16 protein-coding genes are annotated in these 19,663 nt (G+C 73.9%); 11 read left to right on the forward strand and 5 right to left on the reverse strand.

All coding sequences use genetic code 11. The annotated features are described in order from the left end of the window. Positions 1 to 26: 26 nt before the first annotated feature. Complete coding sequence (locus tag ACFVVX_RS34855) at positions 27 to 674, reverse strand: cysteine dioxygenase (protein ID WP_387951731.1); 648 nt, start codon at positions 672 to 674, stop codon at positions 27 to 29. A 632-nt stretch (positions 675 to 1,306) separates the two neighbouring features. Between ACFVVX_RS34855 and ACFVVX_RS34860 the strand changes: the two genes are divergently transcribed. The 3 genes from ACFVVX_RS34860 (at position 1,307) to ACFVVX_RS34870 (ending at position 7,351) form a co-directional block, all read left to right on the forward strand. After that, positions 1,307 to 1,579 carry a WhiB family transcriptional regulator gene (locus ACFVVX_RS34860; RefSeq protein WP_148644569.1) on the forward strand — a complete coding sequence of 91 codons (273 nt, stop codon included), beginning with the start codon at positions 1,307 to 1,309 and terminating at the stop codon, positions 1,577 to 1,579. Positions 1,580 to 1,786: 207 nt separating this feature from the next. Continuing rightward, positions 1,787 to 5,653 (forward strand): glycosyltransferase, encoded by a 3,867-nt coding sequence (locus ACFVVX_RS34865; protein WP_387951733.1) that lies wholly within the window; start codon positions 1,787 to 1,789, stop codon positions 5,651 to 5,653. A gap of 6 nt (positions 5,654 to 5,659) precedes the next feature. Continuing rightward, positions 5,660 to 7,351 carry a DUF5719 family protein gene (locus tag ACFVVX_RS34870; protein ID WP_387951735.1) on the forward strand — a complete coding sequence of 564 codons (1,692 nt, stop codon included), beginning with the start codon at positions 5,660 to 5,662 and terminating at the stop codon, positions 7,349 to 7,351. 65 nt (positions 7,352 to 7,416) lie between these two features. On the opposite strand, the gene ACFVVX_RS34875 is transcribed toward ACFVVX_RS34870, so the two are convergent. Then, positions 7,417 to 7,869, reverse strand: a complete 453-nt coding sequence (locus ACFVVX_RS34875) for a metallopeptidase family protein (RefSeq protein WP_387951737.1) — start codon at positions 7,867 to 7,869, stop codon at positions 7,417 to 7,419. 163 nt (positions 7,870 to 8,032) lie between these two features. Here ACFVVX_RS34875 and ACFVVX_RS34880 point away from each other — a divergent pair, with 163 nt between their 5' ends. From ACFVVX_RS34880 to ahcY, 6 genes are all read left to right on the forward strand, one after another. After that, on the forward strand, positions 8,033 to 8,398 hold the full coding sequence (locus ACFVVX_RS34880; RefSeq protein ID WP_387951739.1) for a DUF3499 domain-containing protein: 366 nt from the start codon (positions 8,033 to 8,035) through the stop codon (positions 8,396 to 8,398). 181 nt (positions 8,399 to 8,579) lie between these two features. Next, entirely contained in the window at positions 8,580 to 9,965 is a 1,386-nt protein-coding gene (locus ACFVVX_RS34885) for a phosphomannomutase/phosphoglucomutase (protein ID WP_387951740.1), read from the forward strand. A gap of 86 nt (positions 9,966 to 10,051) precedes the next feature. Beyond that, complete coding sequence (locus ACFVVX_RS34890; RefSeq protein WP_387951742.1) at positions 10,052 to 10,234, forward strand: Trm112 family protein; 183 nt, start codon at positions 10,052 to 10,054, stop codon at positions 10,232 to 10,234. A gap of 110 nt (positions 10,235 to 10,344) precedes the next feature. Then, a complete protein-coding gene (locus ACFVVX_RS34895; protein WP_387951743.1) occupies positions 10,345 to 11,598 on the forward strand; it encodes an SIS domain-containing protein in 1,254 nt (417 codons plus the stop codon). Between the two features lie 99 nt (positions 11,599 to 11,697). Then, entirely contained in the window at positions 11,698 to 12,672 is a 975-nt protein-coding gene (locus tag ACFVVX_RS34900; protein WP_387951745.1) for a cation diffusion facilitator family transporter, read from the forward strand. 358 nt (positions 12,673 to 13,030) lie between these two features. Further along, entirely contained in the window at positions 13,031 to 14,479 is a 1,449-nt protein-coding gene (gene ahcY, locus ACFVVX_RS34905; protein ID WP_387951747.1) for an adenosylhomocysteinase, read from the forward strand. Between the two features lie 112 nt (positions 14,480 to 14,591). Here the strand turns inward: ahcY and ACFVVX_RS34910 are convergent, their stop codons facing one another. Together ACFVVX_RS34910 and ACFVVX_RS34915 are read right to left on the reverse strand one after the other, a co-directional pair. Next, positions 14,592 to 15,689, reverse strand: coding sequence for a hypothetical protein (locus tag ACFVVX_RS34910; RefSeq protein ID WP_387951749.1), 1,098 nt, complete (start codon positions 15,687 to 15,689; stop codon positions 14,592 to 14,594). Further along, positions 15,686 to 16,198, reverse strand: a complete 513-nt coding sequence (locus ACFVVX_RS34915; protein WP_387951751.1) for a SigE family RNA polymerase sigma factor — start codon at positions 16,196 to 16,198, stop codon at positions 15,686 to 15,688. The genes ACFVVX_RS34910 and ACFVVX_RS34915 overlap by 4 nt, the downstream gene beginning before the upstream one ends. Positions 16,199 to 16,316: 118 nt before the next feature. Here ACFVVX_RS34915 and ACFVVX_RS34920 point away from each other — a divergent pair, with 118 nt between their 5' ends. Beyond that, positions 16,317 to 16,952, forward strand: coding sequence for a hypothetical protein (locus tag ACFVVX_RS34920; RefSeq protein WP_387951752.1), 636 nt, complete (start codon positions 16,317 to 16,319; stop codon positions 16,950 to 16,952). A 34-nt stretch (positions 16,953 to 16,986) separates the two neighbouring features. Here the strand turns inward: ACFVVX_RS34920 and ACFVVX_RS34925 are convergent, their stop codons facing one another. After that, positions 16,987 to 17,958 carry an RDD family protein gene (locus ACFVVX_RS34925; protein WP_387951753.1) on the reverse strand — a complete coding sequence of 324 codons (972 nt, stop codon included), beginning with the start codon at positions 17,956 to 17,958 and terminating at the stop codon, positions 16,987 to 16,989. A 296-nt stretch (positions 17,959 to 18,254) separates the two neighbouring features. Here ACFVVX_RS34925 and ACFVVX_RS34930 point away from each other — a divergent pair, with 296 nt between their 5' ends. Next, on the forward strand, positions 18,255 to 19,259 hold the full coding sequence (locus ACFVVX_RS34930) for a stage II sporulation protein M (protein ID WP_387951755.1): 1,005 nt from the start codon (positions 18,255 to 18,257) through the stop codon (positions 19,257 to 19,259). The last annotated feature ends 404 nt before the right edge of the window (positions 19,260 to 19,663 follow it).

Consider the following 19,663-nt stretch of genomic DNA (forward strand, 5'->3'; position numbering starts at 1 on the left):
GGCCGGGGCTCCGGCCGGACGGGTCGTCAGTGCGTCTCGGCACCCGTCCGGGAGTCCGAGTCGACCTGCTGCTCGGGCACGCTGTCGGCGCCGTACTGGTTCATCTCGGTGAGGCCGGGGGTGTAGAGGTGGATGGAGACCGCGGGCTCCAGCGAGCCGTTGACCACCTCGTGCAGGTAGCCGGAGGAGAACACCCGCTGTCCGCCGGGGCGCAGCGCGCGGGCGCCCTCGCCGGCGTGCGTGAGGGAGCGCTCGACCAGCTCGCCCCGGACGACGGTCATCACGCCGGAGGACTCGCCGTGGTCGTGGAAGCCGCTGCTCTGGCCGGGCAGCCAGCTGAGCAGCCAGACCTCGTAGCCGGGGCCGGTCTCCAGCCGGGCGTACCAGCGGGTGAGCGCGTCGTAGCGGACCAGCGGCTCCCAGCGGCTCCGGTCGGCGGCGATCTCGCGGACCAGCCGGGCGTAGCCGGCGACGGTGGTGGGGTGCTGGGGCAGGTCGGTGCGGGCCAGGTGCGGGAAGGCGAGCGGGTCGCCGGCGATGGAGACGTCGCTCAGTCCGTCGCCCCACGGGTGGGCGGGGCGGACGGCGGTCGGGGAGGGGGCGGTGGGCGCGAGGCCGCGGTGGGCGGGCTTGTTGCGGTCGCGGTTCCGCTTGCGGAGGCGGGGCATTCGCACGGGAGTCGTCCTCGGAGTACGGCTGGTTCGTCAGGGGATCAGCCGGATCCGGGATGTCCTGGGGCGGGATGTCGCGGGCGGCCTCTGTGCTTCCTGGGCGGCGCGCGGTGGGACGGCGGGCGCCTAGATACAGCAGGAACAGAGGCGACAACAGGAGTTCACGGCACGGCGGAGCGCGGAACCGCTCCGGGGGCTGGCGAACTCTGACATAGAGGAAAGGAGACCGCATGGGGAGGGGCAGTGTCAACTCCAGAGCCCGGACATTCAGGTGGGATGGGTCATGAACTACCGGATGGGGTGATAAATCACCCTCTATGTTTCGATGGGAAGATCGCCGGGAAGGCAGCCCGATGACCGACCTGTCACGGTGACTGCACGTCATCCGGCGGGTTGTTGCGGATGGTTGCAGGTGCTTGCGGATGGTTCCACGGGATCCGGGCGGTTAGTCCGATGTGTCCGTATATGTACACTATTCGTAACGGCTTGGTGCCGAGGAGTGAATCCTGGCCCCAATACCAGAGCTCGGCTTGACTGAGCCAGAGTGACGCAACTGTAATTTCACTCGTGTCGTCAGCCGCACCAGGCAACGGCAACCACGGGGACGCCAAGTAGGGGCAGAGGAGGCGCGCCACATGAGCGAGCTCTTTGAGCTGTTGATCGGTGACGGCATCGAGGAGGAAGAAGAGGAACTCGGCTGGCAGGAGCGCGCGCTGTGCGCCCAGACCGACCCCGAGTCCTTCTTCCCCGAGAAGGGCGGCTCCACCCGCGAGGCCAAGAAGGTCTGCCTCGCCTGCGAGGTCCGCTCCGAGTGCCTGGAGTACGCCCTCGCCAACGACGAGCGGTTCGGCATCTGGGGCGGCCTCTCCGAGCGGGAGCGGCGGCGGCTCAAGAAGAGCGCGGTCTGACCGCGGTCGGCCCGACCCCGCCGACCCTTCGACAACCACACAGCTGTACGGGCGCCTCACCGCGGTGGTGGGGCGCTTTCGCGTCCTCGTGCACAGCCTCTCCACGGACACCGCGGACAAAGGCGCCATCCGGAGCCGTTAGTGTGGTGCGCCATCCGGTTGCCGTTCACCGGCTGTGTCCACCGAGAACTGGGGCCCGCGCACTCGATGACCGTCTACAGCCACCAGAGCGGCTTCACCGCTGCCAGGCCGCCCGCCTATCCGCGCCACCTGGTCACCGCCGTGATCGTCTCGCACGACGGCGCCCGCTGGCTGCCGCAGGCCCTCGCCGGCCTGCTCGGCCAGGACCGCCAGGTCCAGCGGGTGCTCGCCGTCGACACCGGATCCACCGACAACTCCCCGCAGCTGCTCGCCGACACCCTCGGCGACTGGCTCCCCGAGAGCGGCCCGGTCATCCTCGGCCGCCGGGCAGGCTTCGGCACCGCCGTCGCCGAGGCCGTCTTCAACAGCCCGCCGCTGCGCCCCGAGGACCTCCCCTACCGGCTCGACCCCTCCGGCTACGACCCGGTCACCGGCGGCTGGGACGACTTCGGCGACCCGCTCGGCCACGAGGACGACCTCGGCCGCGGCGGCCCCCGCGAGACCCAGCCGGTCGAGTGGCTCTGGCTGCTGCACGACGACTGCGAACCGCAGACCGACGCGCTGCGCCGCCTCCTCCAGGTCGCCGACTCCACCCCCAGCGCCGCCGTCGTCGGCCCCAAGCTGCGCAGTTGGTACGACCGACGCCAGCTGCTGGAGGTCGGCGTCACCATCGCCCGCTCCGGCCGCCGCTGGACCGGGCTCGACCGCCGCGAGCAGGACCAGGGTCAGCACGACCAGGTCCGCCCGGTGCTCGCCGTGTCCACCGCCGGCATGCTGGTGCGCCGCGACGTCTTCGAGGAGCTCGGCGGCTTCGACAAGGCGCTGCCGCTGATGCGCGACGACACGGACTTCTGCTGGCGGGTCAACGCCGCCGGGCACCGCGTGGTCGTCGCCCCGGACGCCGTGCTGCGCCACGCCGAGGCCGCCAGCCGCGAGCGGCGCGCCATCGACTGCGGCCCCTCGCACCCGCACCGGCTCGACAAGGCCGGCGCCGTCTTCACCCTGCTCGCCAACTCCAAGGGCGCGCTGTTCCCCTACGTCCTGCTGCGGCTGGTGCTCGGCACCCTGCTGCGGGTCGTCGCCAACCTGCTCGGCAAGGACCCGAAGCAGGCCTTCGACGAGCTCGCCGGCCTCGGCCACGAACTGATCCGGCTGCCCCGGCTGCTGCTCGCCCGCAAACGCCGGGCCCGCACCCGGGCCGCCGACGCGCTGGACGACCGCACGCTCTTCCCGGCGCCCGGCGCCACCGCGCGGCTCGCCGTCGAGGGCGTGATCGGCTCGCTCGGCATAGGGGGCGCCGACGACTCCGGGGCCGGCCGGCACGGCTCGGTCGAGGCCGGCCCGGGCGACGAGGACTCCGAGGACCTGGTCGTCGAGCAGTTCACCCTGATCAAGAAGCTGGCCCGGCGCCCCGCGCCGGTGCTGTTCGCCGCCCTGCTGGTGTTCGCCCTGGTCGCCTGCCGCGACCTGTTCGGCGGCGGGCACCTGTTCGGCGGCGCGCTGCTGCCCGCCACCGACGGCGCCGGCGGCCTGTGGGCGATGTACGCCGACGCCTGGCACCCCGTCGGCACCGGCTCCACCGCCGCCGCCCCGCCGTACCTCGCGGTGCTGTCGGTGTTCTCCTGGATGCTGTTCGACCACGCCGACCTCGCCGTCACCCTGCTGGTCTTCCTCTCGGTGCCGCTCGCCGCGGTCAGCGCCTACCTGGTCTCCCGGCCGCTGCTCGACTCCAAGCTGGTCCGCGCCTGGGCCAGCGCCACCTACGCGCTGCTGCCCGCCGCCACCGGCGCGCTCGCCCAGGGCCGGATCGGCACCGCCGTGCTGGCCGTCCTGCTGCCGCCGCTGGCCCGGGCCGCCGCCATCTCCGCCGGCCTCGGCATCCGCGCCGAGAGCGCCGCCAAGGGCGCCCGGCCCGGCTGGCGCCCGGTCTGGATGACCGTCCTGCTGCTCACCCTGGCCACCGCCTTCGTCCCGCTCGCCTGGGCGCTGGCCGTGCCGCTCTGCCTGGCCATGCTGGCCGCCGCCGTCGTCCGCGGCGGGGCCTTCGGCTCCGGCCTGGACGCGCTGCGCCTGCTCGGGCTGCGCATCCTGGTGATCCTCGCGGTCCCCGTGCTGGTGCTCGCGCCCTGGTCGCTGCAGGTGCTCTCGGACCCGCAGCGGCTGCTGCTGGAGGCCGGCCTGCCCGGTCTGCACGGCGGCGGCGCGAGCGCGCTCGGCCTGGTCCTGGTCAACCCCGGCGGCGCCGGAGTGCCGCCGGTCTGGCTGTCGGCGGGCGTGGTGCTCGCCGCGCTGGCCGCCCTGCTGCGCGCCGACCGCCGCCGCGCGGTGCTCGCCGCCTGGGGCGCGGCCGGCGCCGGCATGGTCTTCGCGGTCGCGGTGGCCGGTACCTCCGTCACCCCCGCCTCCGGCGGCCCGGCCGTGCCCGCCTGGGCCGGCCCGGCCAGCCTGCTCGCCGGCATCGCCCTGCTGGCCGCCGCCGCGATCGGCGCCGACGGCGCCAACTCCCGCGTGGCCGGCATCGCCTTCGGCTGGCGCCAGCCGGTCGCCGCCCTGGTGGTGGCGGCCGCGGTGCTCGCCCCGCTGGGCACCGGCATCTGGTGGGCCGTCACCGGCGCCGACGGTCCGCTGCGGCGGACCGAGGCCAGCCAGGTCCCCGCCTTCATCGCGGAGGAGGCCGGCACCAGCGACCGCTCCCGCACCCTCGTCCTCACCGGCGACCAGGGCGGCGGCGCGGTCCGCTACGTCGTGGTGCGCGGCGCCGGGCTGACCCTCGGCCAGGCCGAGTCCACCGTCGACCCCGCCACCGGCACCGAGGACGGCCTGAACCGGATGGTCGGCAGCCTGCTGGCCGGCTCCGGCGCGGACCAGGCCGGCGCCCTGGCCGCCTACGGCATCGGCTACGTGCTGGTCGACCAGCCGCTGATCGGGACCTTCAAGGAGGTCCTGGACACCACCCCCGGCCTGGTCAAGGCCAACCAGGACGGCAACGCCGCGCTCTGGCAGGTCAACGGCGCCCCGGCGACCCGCGCCGTGATCACCGCCCCGGGCGCCCGCCCGGTCGTGGTGCCCTCCGGCCGGCGCGACCTGGACGCCGCCGTCCCGGCCGGCCCCGAAGGCCGGGTGCTGCGGCTCGCCGAGACCGCCGCCCCCGAGTGGAAGGCCACCCTGGGCGGCACCGAGCTGGAGTCCGTCACCGTCGACGGCTGGGCCCAGGGCTTCAAGCTCCCGGCGGGCGGCGGCAAGCTCGTCGTCACCCGCGAGGGCAGCCTGCTGCACTCCGGCTGGATCTGGGCCCAGCTGCTGCTCGGCCTGACGATCCTGGTGCTCGCCCTGCCGGGCCGCCGCAACCACAACGACGACGACCTGCCCGAGGAGGTGGTCGCCGCCGCCGCGCTGGCCGCCGCCGCCCAGGCGCAGGCCCCCGCACCCGGCAGCCGCCGGGCCCGCCGGATGGCCGAGCGCGGCGAGGGCGGGGAGCCCGGCGGCGAGGACGGCGGGGTCTACGAGGGACGGCCCGGTGCCATCCCGCAGCAGCCCGCGGGCGAGCCCCCGGTCGCGGCCGTCGCGGCGGCCGCCGCCGTCCAGGACGCCGAGCCCTACGCCGACCCGTACCAGACGTACCAGCAGGCCGACCCGTACAGCTACGACCCGTACACCGCCCAGCAGCCGGTGGCCGCCCCCTACGGCGGCCAGGGATACGGCCAGGACGGCTACCAGCAGCAGACCGCCGACGGCGGCTACCAGCAGGGGGCCCAGCAGGGCGGCTACGAGCAGTACCAGCAGGACCAGCAGTACGGCTACGACCCCTACCAGCAGGACGGGCAACAGCCGTGGGTGCCGGGGCAGCCGCAGGCCGAGCCCTACTACGACCCGAACGACCCCGATCCCAACGGGCCGGGCCGGTACCCGCACCACCACGGATCGGGGAGCTGACCCGCGATGAAGAAGCCCGCCTTCACCAAGAAGTCCAAGCCCGCCGCCGAGGCGCCCGGCCCCGCCGCGGGTGCCTTCGGGGACACCTCCGGGACCACCTCCAAGGGCGCCTCCTCCGGGGGGACGCGGACCACGCAGTCCTTCCTGGCCGCGGCCGCCGTCCTCGCGGTGGTGTTCGGCATCGCCGAGCTGCGCCCGCCGGCGGCCCCGGCCAAGGCGGACCGGGGCACCGCGACCTCGGCGCAGGTCGAGCGGACGGCCGCGGTCTGCCCGCAGCCGATCCAGGGCCTGACCGGCTCGACCACCCTCACCGCGTACACCCCGCCGGGCACCGGCACCGGCACGGGCACCGCCGGGGCCGGCTGGATCGCCGACGCCGCGGCGCCGGCCACCCCGCCGACCGCGGCCCCCGCCGCTCCGGGCACACCGGCGGCGCCCGCCGCCCCGGCCGGCGCCGACAAGGCCGGCGCGGACAAGGGCGGCGCGCCCGCCGACGCCCGGCTGACCCTGGCCAAGCCCGGCACCCCCGCGGTCGCCCCCGCAGGCAACGGCGACACCGCCCCCGGCGCCGGGGCCGTCGCCACCGGCACGCTCGCGCCCGGCTTCACCGTCACCCAGACCACCACCGTCACCGAGCAGCGCGGGCTCGGCCTGTCCGGCCTCACCTGCACCCCGGCCGGCACCAGCTTCTGGTTCGCGGGCGCCAGCACCGCCGGCGACCGCACCGACTACGTCAGCCTGGTCAACACCGAGGCCACCGCCGCCGTGGTCGACCTCAAGCTGTACGGCGACAAGGGCCTGATCGAGAACGACGCCGCCAACGGCATCACCGTCGCCCCCGGCAGCTCGCAGTCCGTCCTGCTCCCGACCATCAGCAAGGGCCAGGTCGCCGACCTCGCCGTGCACGTGGTCGTGCGCAGCGGCCGGGTCGGCGCCGCCCTGCACGCCGCCGACGGCGCCAAGGGCGCCGACTGGGTGCCCGCCTCGGCGGACCCGGCGCCCACCCAGGTGCTCCCGGGCCTGCCCGCCGACACCGCGGCCGCCCACCTGGTGGTCTGGGCACCGCCGGAGGACGACGCCGACCTGAAGATCCAGCTGTCCGGCAAGAACGGCTGGTTCACCCCGGCCGGCAACGAGTCGATCCACGTCAAGGCCGGCATGGTGGCCAGCGTCGACCTCGGCAAGGTCACCCGCGACGAGGTGGCCGGCCTGCGGCTGTCGCCCAGCGACGACAAGCACCCCACCCCGGTGGTGGTCGGCCTGCGGATCGACCGCACCGGCCAGAACGGCAAGTCCGACGCCGCCTGGCTGAGCGGGACCGTGCCGGTCGGCGCCCGCGCCACCGTGGCCGACAACCGCGGCGGCGGCGCCTCCACGCTGTTCCTCACCTCTACCGGCGAGGCCGCGACCGTCCGGGTCACCGCCTCGGCGGGCACCGGCGGCGGCACCCCGGCCACCACGGAGGTCCAGTTGCCGGCCGGCGGCACGGTCGCCCTGCCCGCGCCCGAGCCGGGCGGACTGAACGGTGCCTACGCGCTCACCGTGGAGACCGTCTCCGGCGGCCCGGTCGCGGCCGCCCGGATGCTCGCGATCCCCGCCAAGGACGTGCCGATGTTCACCATCCAGGCGCTGCGCGACGACCGCAGCAGCGTCAAGGTCCCGCAGGCCGCCCAGGACCCGGGCGTCGTCCAGCGCTGAGACACCGTCGAGGGGGCGGTACCCGACCCGGGTACCGCCCCCTCGACGCAGGCCGTCCCGGCCCGTCAGTCCTCGTCGTACCGGGGGTCGATGGCATCCGGCGACAGCCCCAGCAGCTCCGCCACCTGCTCGATCAGGATCTCGTGCACCAGCGCCGCACGGTCCTCCCGGGTCTTCGCCCGGATCTCCACCGGCCGCCGGTACACCACGATCTGGCTCTTGCGCCCCTGCCGCCCCGCGGACACCTGGCCCAGCGGCACCCCGCCGTCCGCCTCCGCGCCCTCCGGCTCGTGCAGCGGCACCTCCTGGACGGCGAACTCCACTTCGATCAACTGCGGCCAACGCCGTTCAAGACGCTCCACCGACTCGCGCACGTAGTCGTCGAACAACTCGGAGCGGGTGAGCGAGATCGGCACCTGCGGTGGCGCCAGCGGGCCGCGCAGGCCCCTGCCGTGCCGGTCGCGGTGCCGGGGGCGGCGCGATGGTCCCGTCGATGACTGCGGTGCAGAGCTGTCCATATCACTGCCGAGGGTAGTCCTTGGACGGTCGGAAGTGGACCACCCCGACACCGAATCGCCAGGGGTGGCGGGCGCACGGACGGGCGCACGGACCGCGACACGGCACACCCGCCGGGCAGGCGGTCTTCGCTCCCCGGCGAGGAGTGCGGTACCGTCCACCCTCGTGAGCTCTGTACGTCGTTGTTCGCGGACCGCGTGCGGCCGGCCGGCCGTCGCAACGCTGACGTACGTCTACGCGGACTCCACGGCCGTCCTCGGTCCGCTCGCCACCTACGCCGAGCCGCACTGCTACGACCTGTGCGCCGAGCACGCCGAGCGGCTCACCGCCCCGCGCGGCTGGGAGGTCGTCCGGCTCGCCGCCGAGGCCGGCCCGCTGCGCCGCAGCAGCGACGACCTCGAAGCGCTCGCCAACGCCGTCCGCGAGGCCGCCCGCCCGCAGACCCCCCGTCAGGGCCGGGGCTTCGAGGGCGAGTCCACCGAGGCCGGCCGCCGCGGCCACCTGCGCGTGCTGCGCTCGCCGGACAACTGACCCGGCCCCACCCTCCGTCCGGCAGGGCCCAGGCCCTGGTCAGGGCCCCTCCCGGCACCGGCCGTTCGCCGGGTCCCGGTACGCTGCCCCCCTACCGGGTACCGAACGGCATGGCACCCGGACGTATCGTGACCATGGGCGATCAGCCCGCCGATCAGACAGACACCAGGGTGGAGCCGCAGTGCGCGACCTCAAGCAGCTCGTGAAGGCGTACGACGTTCGAGGCGTTGTGCCGGACCAGTGGGACGAGAGCCTGGCGCGTGCCTTCGGCGCCGCGTTCGTGAAGGTCACCGAGGCCTCCGCGGTCGTCATCGGCCACGACATGCGACCGTCCTCGCCCTCGCTCAGCCGGGCCTTCGCCGAGGGCGCGGCCGCCTACGGCGCCGACGTCGTCGAGATCGGGCTCTGCTCGACCGACCAGCTGTACTACGCCAGCGGCAAGCTGGACCTGCCCGGCGCGATGTTCACCGCGAGCCACAACCCGGCCGAGTACAACGGCATCAAGCTGTGCCGCGCCGGCGCCTCCCCGGTCGGCCAGGACACCGGCCTGTCCGACATCCGCGAGCTGGTCGAGTCCTGGACCGCCGAGGACGACACCGTCACCGTCCCCGCCGTCGACGTGAAGCCGGGCGCCCTGTCCGCCCAGGACACCCTGCGCGGCTACGCCGACCACCTGCTCGGCCTGGTCGACCTCACGGCGATCCGCCCGCTGAAGGTCGCCGTCGACGCGGGCAACGGCATGGGCGGCCACACCGTGCCGACCGTCTTCGACGGACTGCCGCTCGAGCTCGTCCCGATGTACTTCGAGCTGGACGGCACCTTCCCCAACCACGAGGCCAACCCGCTCGACCCGAAGAACATCGTCGACCTGCAGGCCAAGGTCCGCGAGGTCGGCGCCGACATCGGCCTCGCCTTCGACGGCGACGCCGACCGCTGCTTCGTCGTCGACGAGCGCGGCGAGCCGGTCTCCCCGTCCGCGATCACCGCCCTGGTCGCCGCCCGCGAGATCGCCCGGGCCCAGGCCGCCGGCGAGGCCGAGCCGACCGTCATCCACAACCTGATCACCTCCTGGACCGTCCCCGAGGTGGTCCGGGAGCTCGGCGGCAAGCCGGCCCGCACCCGGGTCGGCCACTCCTTCATCAAGCAGGAGATGGCCGTCACCGACGCCGTCTTCGGCGGTGAGCACTCCGCGCACTACTACTTCCGCGACTTCTGGCGCGCCGACACCGGCATGCTCGCCGCGCTGCACGTGCTCGCCGCCCTGGGCGGCCAGGAGGGCACCCTCTCCGCGCTGACCGCCGAGTACGACCGGTACGCGGCCTCCGGCGAGATCAACAGCACCGTCGACGACCAGGCCGACCGCTCCGCCGCCGTCAAGGCCGCCTACGCGGGCCTGGAGGGCACCACCACCGACGAGCTGGACGGCCTCACCGTCGCCGGCGACGACTGGTGGTTCAACCTGCGCGCCTCCAACACCGAGCCGCTGCTGCGCCTCAACGTCGAGGCCAAGGACCCGGCGAGGATGGCCGAGCTGCGCGACGGCGTGCTCGCCATCGTCCGCGCCTGACGCAGGCCCGCGATGCCCCGGCCGGTAGGGTTTCCTCTCGGCCGGGGCACTGCTGTGCCACCCCTCTGAACTGGAGCCCGAACCCCATGAAGCTGGAATCCTTCCTGCTGGAGATCCTGGTCTGCCCGCAGTGCCGGGCCGCGCTCACCGAGGGCGGCACCGAGGAGCAGCCCGAGCTGCTCTGCACCGGCGAGAGCTGCGGCCTGGCCTACCCGGTCCGCGACGGCATTCCGGTGCTGCTGGTGGACGAGGCCCGCCGCCCGGCCTGATCCTTGGGGCGGACGCCCGCACCCGTCGGTCGCCCGCACACCCGGGCCGCCCGCCCGGGCCGCCCACCGCTCAGCCCGCAGCGCCCAGCCAGCAGCCGGAGGCCCGCCGCATGCTCGACGACACCCTGCTCGACGACCCGGCCGCCCTCCAGCGCGCCGACCACGACCGCGCCCTGCTCGCCCTGGCCGGTTCCGGCGCCCGGGTCCGCACCGCGCTGCGGCTCGCCGACGCGGCCGGCGTCGACCGGCTGCGCCCCGACGGCCGGCCGCGTTCGGTGCTGGTCGCCGGGCACGGCAGCGCCCTGACGGCGGGTGGGATCCTCGCCGCGCTGGCCGGTACCGCCAGCCTGGTCACCCCGCTGCCGCCCACCGACGCGGCGTTCGTCCCGCGCACCGACCGCTCGGTCGCGCCGCCCGCGTTCACCGCCGGGTTCGCCTGGCAGCTCCCCGGCTGGGCCGGGCCGCTCGACCTGCTGGTGATCAGCTCCGCGGAGGGCGGCGAGCGCGGCCTGATCGCCCTCGCCGAGCAGGCCTACGCGCGCGGGTGCGCGATCGTCGTCACCGCCCCCGCGGGCAGCCCGCTCGCCGAGGCCGCCCTCCAGGTCCGGGCACTGCCGCTGCCGTACGTGCCGTCGGCCCTGCCCGAGGACGGGACGCCGCAGGCCGGCCGGGCGGCCGAGCCCGACCTGCCCGCCGAGGACCCGGCCGCGCTCTGGGCCCACCTCGCCCCGCTGCTCGCGCTCACCCAGAAACTCGGCGTCACGCAGCTGGCGTACGACTCGCTGCCCGCCACCGCCGACCTGCTCGACGCCGCCGCCGTCCGCTGCCGCCCCGACGCGGCCGCGTACCGCAACCCCGCCAAGAGCCTGGCCGCCCGGCTGGCCGGCACCGTCCCGCTGCTCTGGGCCGAGGGGCTGGTGGCCGGCGCCGCCGCCGCGCGCTTCGCCGCCCAGCTCGCCGACCGGGCCGGGCGCCCCGCCCTCGCCGGGCTGCTGCCCCAGGCGCTCACCGAGCACCGCGGGATGTTCACCGGCCAGCTCGGCGCGGGCGCGGACCCCGACGACTTCTTCCGCGACCGGGTCGACGAGCCGGACCCGCTGCACCTCCAGGTCCTGCTGCTGCGCCACATCCCGGGCGAGGTGCCCGGGGAGGAGGAGGACGAGGGGCCGGCCGAGGTGCCGGCCGACGACGAGGGCCCGCGCAGCTTCGGCGCCACCCGGGCGCACCGGCTGGCCGCCGCCCACGAGGTCCGGCTGACCGAGTACGCGAGCGCCCGCCCCGACCCGCTGCACGCGCTGGCCGAGCTGGTCGCGCTCACCGACTTCGCCGCCGTCTATCTGGGGCTCGCGGCGGCGCGGTCGTAGGACGGCGGCGGCGGGCCGGTACCGTATGCGCTCGACGGAACTCGACAGAGCAGAGCGCGGGCTGCGTGAACGGCCCCCGGCGGAGGGACCATTCCGAGCATGAGCACCGAAGGCGGCACCAAGGCACTGGTCGCGGCGTTGTCCGCGAACCTGGGGATCGCGGTCAGCAAGTTCGTGGCCTTCGCGTTCTCCGGCTCGTCGTCGATGCTCGCGGAGGGCGTGCACTCGCTGGCGGACTCGGGCAACCAGGTCCTGCTGCTGGTCGGCGGCAAGCGCTCGCAGCGGCTGGCCACCCCCGAACACCCCTTCGGGTACGGGCGCGAGCGCTACATCTACGCCTTCCTGGTCTCGATCGTGCTGTTCAGCGTCGGCGGCATGTTCGCCGTCTACGAGGGCTACGAGAAGATCGCCCACCCGCACGAGCTGGAGAACTGGTACTGGCCGATCGGCGTGCTGGTGCTCGCGATCCTGCTGGAGGCCTGGTCCTTCCTCACGGCGTACCGCGAGGCGGTCAAGGACAAGGGCGGGCACGGCTGGCCGGCCTACATCCGCCGGGCCAAGGCCCCGGAGCTGCCGGTCGTCCTGCTGGAGGACACCGGTGCGCTGATCGGCCTGGTGCTGGCGCTGTTCGGCGTCGGCCTGACCGTGATCACGGGGGACGGCGTCTGGGACGGCATCGGCACCGTGTCGATCGGCGTGCTGCTGATCGTCATCGCGCTGGTGCTGGCGCTGGAGACCAGGTCGCTGCTGATCGGCGAGTCCGCCCACCCGGAGGTGGTGTCCCAGATCCGGGACGCCCTCGTCGACCACGACTCCGTCACCGGTGTCATCCACATGCGGACCCTGCACCTCGGCCCGGAGGAGCTGCTGGTCGCCGCCAAGATCGGCGTCAACGCGGAGGACACCGCCGCCCAGGTCGCCGAGGCCATCGACGCGGCCGAGGCCCGGGTCCGCCGGGCCGTCCCGATCGCGCGGGCCATCTACCTGGAGCCGGACGTCTACAGCGCGGAGAAGGCGGCCCAGGGCGACGACCCGGCCGCCACCCCGGGCGGGCCGGTACCGGGCGCGCACTGACCGCGCGGGCCCCGGACCGCTCCGGCGCGGCCCGGTCCAGGCCCGGTCCAGGGCCCGTCCAGGCCCAGGCCGAAAAACGGTCATACCGAGTCGGCATCCGGGGCCGCCGGTGTAGATTCGTCCCAGAGCCAGAACGTCGCTGCTGATGGCGGTCGATCGGCGGCCCGTACCCGCGAGGGTGCGCGCCGGTCGAGGGAGAGAGGTCCTCCGACGGTTTGTGCTGTGCAGCAGGGAAGCCTGCCCCCGCTCGGGGCCGGGCCGCCCCGGCGTTGCCGCGCACCCGTGCAGCCCCGCCGAGCTGCGACGCACACCCAGGACCTTGGCCATGCCCCACCCCCCATCAGCGAGGAGCAGACGCATGTCGACCGACATCACCGGTGACTTCAAGGTCGCCGACCTTTCCCTGGCGCCGTTCGGGCGCAAGGAGATCCAGCTGGCCGAGCACGAGATGCCCGGCCTGATGTCCATCCGCGCGGAGTACGCCGCTTCGCAGCCGCTGGCCGGCGCCCGGATCACCGGCTCGCTGCACATGACCGTGCAGACCGCCGTGCTGATCGAGACCCTCACCGCCCTCGGTGCCGAGGTCCGCTGGTGCTCCTGCAACATCTTCTCCACCCAGGACCACGCCGCCGCCGCCATCGCGGTCGGCCCGGAGGGCACCCCGGAGAACCCGCAGGGCGTGCCGGTCTTCGCCTGGAAGGGCGAGACGCTGGAGGAGTACTGGTGGGCCACCGAGCAGGCGCTCACCTGGCCGAACGGCCAGACCCCGAACATGATCCTGGACGACGGCGGTGACGCCACCCTGCTGATCCACAAGGGCGTCGAGTTCGAGAAGGCCGGTGCCGCTCCGGACCCGTCCACCGCGGACAACGACGAGTACCGCCTCATCCTGGAGGTGCTCAACCGCACCCTGGTCGAGACCCCGAACAAGTGGACCGAGATCGCCGCCACCATCAAGGGCGTGACCGAGGAGACCACCACCGGTGTCCACCGCCTGTACGAGATGCACCGCGACGGCAAGCTGCTGTTCCCGGCGATCAACGTCAACGACTCGGTCACCAAGTCGAAGTTCGACAACAAGTACGGCTGCCGCCACTCGCTGATCGACGGCATCAACCGCGCCACCGACGTCCTGATCGGCGGCAAGGTCGCCGTCGTCGCCGGCTACGGCGACGTGGGCAAGGGCTCCGCCGAGTCGCTGCGCGGCCAGGGCGCCCGCGTCATCGTCACCGAGATCGACCCGATCTGCGCCCTGCAGGCGGCGATGGACGGCTACCAGGTCGCGACCCTGGACGACGTCGTGGAGACGGCCGACATCTTCATCACGACGACCGGCAACAAGGACATCATCATGGCCTCGCACATGGCCCGGATGAAGCACCAGGCCATCGTCGGCAACATCGGCCACTTCGACAACGAGATCGACATCGCCGGCCTCGCCGCGCTGCCGGGCATCGTCAAGACCGAGGTCAAGCCGCAGGTCCACGAGTGGCGCAAGGCCGATGGCAAGACCATCATCGTCCTCTCCGAGGGCCGCCTGCTGAACCTGGGCAACGCGACCGGCCACCCGTCGTTCGTGATGTCCAACTCCTTCGCCAACCAGACGATCGCGCAGATCGAGCTGTTCACGAAGACCGAGCAGTACCCGGTCGGCGTCTACGTGCTGCCGAAGCACCTGGACGAGAAGGTCGCCCGTCTGCACCTCGACGCGCTGGGCGTGAAGCTGACCACGCTGAGCCAGGAGCAGGCCGACTACATCGGCGTCCCGGTCGAGGGCCCGTACAAGGCGGACCACTACCGCTACTGATCCGGCCGGCCCGCCGATCGGACGATCGGCGGGCCCACCGATCGGCTCCCGAACGCAACGGCGGCCGGCACCTCCCCTGGGGGTGCCGGCCGCCGTGCGTTTCCCGGGAGCGTCAGTACCGCAGGACGTCGGTGGTCCAGGTGCTCTCGTCCGCCCCCAGCGCAGTCGTCCGGGCGAGCAGGCCCTCGAGGCCGCCGATCTGCTCCAGCGAGGGCGCGATGCCGGCGCCCACGCCCACACAGGCCTTCACCCCGTTCTCGACCCGGCAGACGGGCGGGTTGGGATCGGTGTAGGGCGAGCCGTCCGTCCCGGTGGGGGACGCGACGGGAGTGGTGTCGGCCGGCTCCAGGTTGACCGAGACGTTCTTGCCCTCGAACTGGAACATCAGCCAGAAGTACCAGGGCGCGTTCTTGAGGGGGCTCGGCCGGGTCAGCGACACGTCGGTGGCCTTGAACACCTCGGGCAGCTGGGCGAACCGCACCGGCAGCGGGACGTCCCACTTGCCGTACCTGGCGTCGGCCGCGACCCGCAGCAGGACCTCGTCCGTCAGGTCCGCGCGCTCGCCGCCGTAGGCGCGGATCTGCGCCCACCGGCCCGAGGGCGCCTGCCAGCGCAGCAGGCGGTCCGGCCTCGCCTCCGCGTGCGCGTCCGGGTCGACCAGCCAGAAGGCCGGCCGTCCGTCGACGGGCGGCGCCTCGACCTTCTGCCGGTTCTCGCCCGGGCCCTGCTCGATCGCCGGCTCGGGACCGGCCGGGTACAGGGTGAGGATGATCCGGGGAGCGTACTCGCCCTTGCCGATGGCCTGGGTGAAGATCCCGTGGTAGCCGGTCTCGTAGCCGATGCCGGATCGGCCGCCCGCCCAGTCGGGCAGCCAGCCGAACATGACGTCGGTGGTCAGCGGGTCGATCGCGGGGGGCGCCGCGGGTGCGGTCGGGGACGGCGACGGTGTCGGCGACCCGGTCGCAGTGACCGAGGGAGCGGCGGGCAGGGGAGGCGTCGCGGTGCCCCCGGCCGGCTGGAGCAGCAGGGTGCCGGCCAGGACCGCCGCGGTCACCACCGCCACCGCGCCGATCGCGGCGCTGCGCCGCCGGCGCAGCCGGGCCCGCCCCCTGCGGAGCGCCTCCGCGGGGTCCAGGGCGGCCGGGGGCGCGGGGGCGTCCGCCAGGGCGATCAGCTGCTCGGCCAGCTCGCGGGACTCGTTGGTGGTCATGACGTCCTCTCTGCGGCTGCGGGGCGAACGAGGAGGGTGGTGCGGAGCGTCTCCAGACCGCGCGAGGTCTGGCTCTTGACGTTCCCCGACGAGCAGCCGAGCGCGTCGGCCGCCTGGTCGACCGTCAGATCGCAGTAGTAGCGGAGCACCACGGTGGCCCGCTGGCGGGGCGGCAGGGCGGCGAGGGCCTGCCGCAGGTCGAGGGAGGCGTCGAGGTCGACGCTCACGCCCTCCGTGTCGGGCTCGATCCCGGTGCGGGTCGTCCGCCGCCACCAGGGCGAGCGCTGCTCCGCCAGGAACGTGTTGACCAGCACCTTGCGGGCGTAGCCGTCGACGTTCTCGACCCGCCCGGCCCTGGGCCAGTTCACATAGAGCTTGGTGACGCTCTCCTGGACCAGGTCGTCCGCACGGTGCCAGTCCCCGCACAGCAAATAGGCGACCTTGCGCAGCCAGCCGCTCCTGGAGGCCACGTACTCGGTGAACTCCTCGTCGCGTGCCTGCTTCGCCATCTCCGCCCCCCTCCTTCTCGGCGACGGCGCCGGTGCGCGCCGTCCACCTCCCTAATGCGGCACCCGCACCGAACGTTGCATGCCGGTCGCCGTTGATCGCGGACGTAGGCTTCGCTCCATGCCCAACGGCCGGTACTCGCACCACGACACCCACGACCACGTCCTGCTCGGCGAGGAACGCTTCAGCTGCGCGCCCGGGCCGGCCGGCTGGCGGTACGTCTCCAAGACGTACGGGCCGGACGGCCGGGTCCTCGGCACCGTCGACCTGACGCTGGACTCGCGGGCGCGGCCGCTGCGGATGGAGCTGCGGGCGGGCGGCTGGCAGGTGAGGGGCGGCGCCGTCGACGGGGTCGCCTGGGTGCGGACCGACCCGGCCGACCCGGCGGGGGAGCTCGCGGCGGAGGGCCACGACCGGGCCCACGGCTTCACCGGGCGCTCGCCGGGCTTCCTGGTCGCCACCGCCCGGATGCTGCGGCTGCGGGAGGGGGCGAGCGCGCGGGTGCGGCTGGTCGCCTTCACCGAGCCGGTCCTGGCGCCGCGCACCTTCGACCAGGGCTGGCTGCTGGAGGGCGTGGACACGCACGAGACGGATTCCGGTCCGCTGCTGGTCGAGCGGTACCAGGTCGCGGACCTGGAGACGGGCGAGCAGCAGGTGGTGCACCTGGCGGGGGACGTCGTGCTGGCGGCCGCCGGGGTCGAGCTGGAGGAGCTGGAGTCGCCGCCGAACGCCTGGCCGGCCGAGTTCGGGGGCTGAAGCCGGGGCTGGGGCTGGGGCTGAGGCTAGGGGCCTATGCGGGTGGGGCGAAGCCGGTGCCGGGTGCCTGCGGGGGAGCGGGTGCGGTGGCGGTCGCCGGGGCGGCCGGTGTTGCCGGTCCGCTCTGCTGGGCCGGTGCCGGTGCCGGGTGCTGCTGGGCCGGGTACCCGTGCGGCTGCGGTGCCTGGTAGGTCTGCTGCGCCAGCTGTGCCTGCTGTACCTGGTGCGCCTGCTGTGCCGCGTAGCCCTGTGCCCTGGTCCACTCGCGCCGCTGGCGCTCCGCGAGCACCGCGCCGAGGTACGCCGCCGGGTGCAGGCCGTACGGGATCGGGTGGCCCGTGCGGGCGGCGAGGTCCTCGGCGAGCCGGGCGGACAGCTGGTGCGCCACCGCCTGGTCCAACTGTCCGACCCGGCCGAGCAGCTGGCGGATCGCCAGCCAGAGCGGCTCCGGCACCGCCGACAGGTCCAGCGCGACGAGCTCGCCGCCCAGCGCCTGCAGCAGCTGGGGAGGCACCGGCGGCAGCGCCGTCGCGGCCCCGCTCCCCCCGGGCACCCGCTCGCGGACGACCAGGGTCCCCGCGAAGACGTCGCCCAGCCGCCGGCCCTCGGAGGACACCGCGGAACAGATCGCGGCCGGCACCCCGCTCATCACGATGATCTCGAAGAAGCCCACCAGCCCGCGGACCAGCGAGTGCCGGAACCGGACCGGCCCGCCGTCGCTGCGCACCACCCGCAGACCCAGGGCCGCCTTGCCGAGCGAGCGTCCGTGCGTGAAGGTCTCGATCATCACGGGGACCGCGACCATGAAGAACACCGTGAGCCCGAGCGTGAGGGCGGTGAAGGCCGCGCCGTCGAGGCCGGTCAGCGCGATGCTCAGGACCAGCGAGGTCACCACCAGCGCCGCGGACTGCACGAGCAGGTCCAGCGCGACCGCCAGCGCCCGGCTGGGAAGCTTCGCCGCGCGCAGGCCGAGAACGACCGCCTCGCCCGTCACCAGGTCGCTCAAGACACCCGTCCGTTCCCGTTCATGGCCCGCAGGGGGAGTGGGGACGTCCGCCGGATCGGCCCCCACGATCCCGTGAATTGCAGTCGCCAACATACGGGGCCGCGCACCCGGGCGGGAAGGCAGGTCCGGGCAGCCGGCCCGGCCGGGCGCCGGGCGGACGGACGCGGCGGCGGGTCCGGTACGGGGTCCGGCACCGCCCGTGAACGCCCGTGCGCCCTCTGGCATGCTGGGCCGCACCTGTCCGCACGCGCCTGCCCGCGCGCCCGCGTGCCCCGCGCCGACCATGGAGCTGCCGCATGGACCTGGACGTCTTCGTCGCCACCCACCAGGGGGAGTGGGCACGGCTGGACGCCCTCGCCAGGACCAGGCGGCTCAGCGGCGAGGAGGCCGACGAACTCGTCACCCTCTACCAGCGGGCCACCGGCCACCTGGCCAAGGTCCAGGCCGCCGCCCCCGACCCCACCCTCGAAGGCCGGCTGACCAGTCTGGTCTCCCGGGCCCGCGACGCGGTGGCGGGCAGCCGCAGCAGCGGCTGGCGCGACGTCGGCCGGTACTTCACGGTCAGCTTTCCCGCCGCGCTGTACCGCGCACGGCGCTGGTGGCTGCCGGTCGCGATCCTCTCGCTGCTCGCCACGGCCCTGGTCGCCTGGTGGGTGGCCAGCCACCCCGAGGTCCGCAACAGCCTCGCCACGCCCGCCGCGCTGCGCGAGATGACCAGGCCGGGCGGTGAGTACGAGGCGTACTACTCGGACCGCCCCGCCAGCTCCTTCGCCGCCCAGGTCTGGACGAACAACGCCTGGATCGCCGCGACCTGCCTGGTCTTCGGCGTCGCGCTGGGCCTGCCCGTCCTCTACATGCTGTGGACCAACATCCTGAACCTCGGTCTCGGTGTCGGCCTGATGGCCTCGGCCGGCCGCCTCGACACCTTCCTGGGCCTGCTGATCCCGCACGGCCTGCTGGAACTGACCGCGGTCTTCGTCGCGGGGGGCCTGGGCCTGCGCCTCGGCTGGACGGTCATCGACCCGGGCCCACGCACCCGCGCCACGGCGCTGGCGGAGGAGGGCCGCTCCGTCATCGGCATGGCGGTCGGACTGGCCGTGGTGCTGGGCATCTCCGGAGTCCTCGAAGCCTTTGTGACCCCGTCCGGCCTGCCCACCTGGGCCCGTATCTCGATCGGCGTCCTGGCCGAGGTCTGCTTCCTTCTGTACGCCCTGGTTCTGGGACGGAAGGCCGCCGCGACCGGCGAGACCGGCGATGTGGACGTGGCCGACCGGGCCGACCTGCAGCCTGTCGCGGCCTGAGTCGATGTGATCTGCAGGCCTCTGACCTGCTACTCTTCTCGCATCTCAGCCAAACCATTGACGTGGTCGGGGTGGGCTAGTAGGTTGGAACGGTTGGGACGGACTGGACAACGGTCGTCCCGGGCGTTAGTGTCTACGACACCGCCAAATCGACGCGAGCTCGGTTCACGAATAAGCGTCCGACGAGGTAAATCCTGGAACTGAGCACACTGAATCCTTTGATAGGATTCGGAGCGAAGTCGAAGGAAATCCCCTCCAGCGGGAATTCAGAGAAACAAGCGCCGGGTAAAACCGGCCGAGCGGATCTGCTAAGCTGGAAACACGAAAGAACGAAGCGCCCGGAGGGCCTGCTGGAAGGCAGACCGAAGGAAGTGTCCGTTCCTTGAGAACTCAACAGCGTGCCA

The sequence above is a fragment of the Kitasatospora sp. NPDC058170 genome (assembly GCF_042883905.1).
In the GTDB taxonomy this organism is placed as follows: Bacteria; Actinomycetota; Actinomycetes; order Streptomycetales; family Streptomycetaceae; genus Kitasatospora.

Excerpts from the sequence above, each read along its gene's own strand:
- ahcY (WP_387951747.1), top strand. The coding sequence starts at position 13,031 with ATGTCGACCGACATCACCGGTGACTTCAAGGTCGCCGACCTTTCCCTG.
- ACFVVX_RS34930 (WP_387951755.1), top strand. The coding sequence starts at position 18,255 with ATGGACCTGGACGTCTTCGTCGCCACCCACCAGGGGGAGTGGGCACGG.
- ACFVVX_RS34910 (WP_387951749.1), bottom strand. The coding sequence starts at position 15,689 with ATGACCACCAACGAGTCCCGCGAGCTGGCCGAGCAGCTGATCGCCCTG.
- ACFVVX_RS34870 (WP_387951735.1), top strand. The coding sequence starts at position 5,660 with ATGAAGAAGCCCGCCTTCACCAAGAAGTCCAAGCCCGCCGCCGAGGCG.
- ACFVVX_RS34915 (WP_387951751.1), bottom strand. The coding sequence starts at position 16,198 with ATGGCGAAGCAGGCACGCGACGAGGAGTTCACCGAGTACGTGGCCTCC.
- ACFVVX_RS34875 (WP_387951737.1), bottom strand. The coding sequence starts at position 7,869 with ATGGACAGCTCTGCACCGCAGTCATCGACGGGACCATCGCGCCGCCCC.
- ACFVVX_RS34890 (WP_387951742.1), top strand. The coding sequence starts at position 10,052 with ATGAAGCTGGAATCCTTCCTGCTGGAGATCCTGGTCTGCCCGCAGTGC.
- ACFVVX_RS34865 (WP_387951733.1), top strand. The coding sequence starts at position 1,787 with ATGACCGTCTACAGCCACCAGAGCGGCTTCACCGCTGCCAGGCCGCCC.
- ACFVVX_RS34895 (WP_387951743.1), top strand. The coding sequence starts at position 10,345 with ATGCTCGACGACACCCTGCTCGACGACCCGGCCGCCCTCCAGCGCGCC.
- ACFVVX_RS34860 (WP_148644569.1), top strand. The coding sequence starts at position 1,307 with ATGAGCGAGCTCTTTGAGCTGTTGATCGGTGACGGCATCGAGGAGGAA.
- ACFVVX_RS34900 (WP_387951745.1), top strand. The coding sequence starts at position 11,698 with ATGAGCACCGAAGGCGGCACCAAGGCACTGGTCGCGGCGTTGTCCGCG.
- ACFVVX_RS34920 (WP_387951752.1), top strand. The coding sequence starts at position 16,317 with ATGCCCAACGGCCGGTACTCGCACCACGACACCCACGACCACGTCCTG.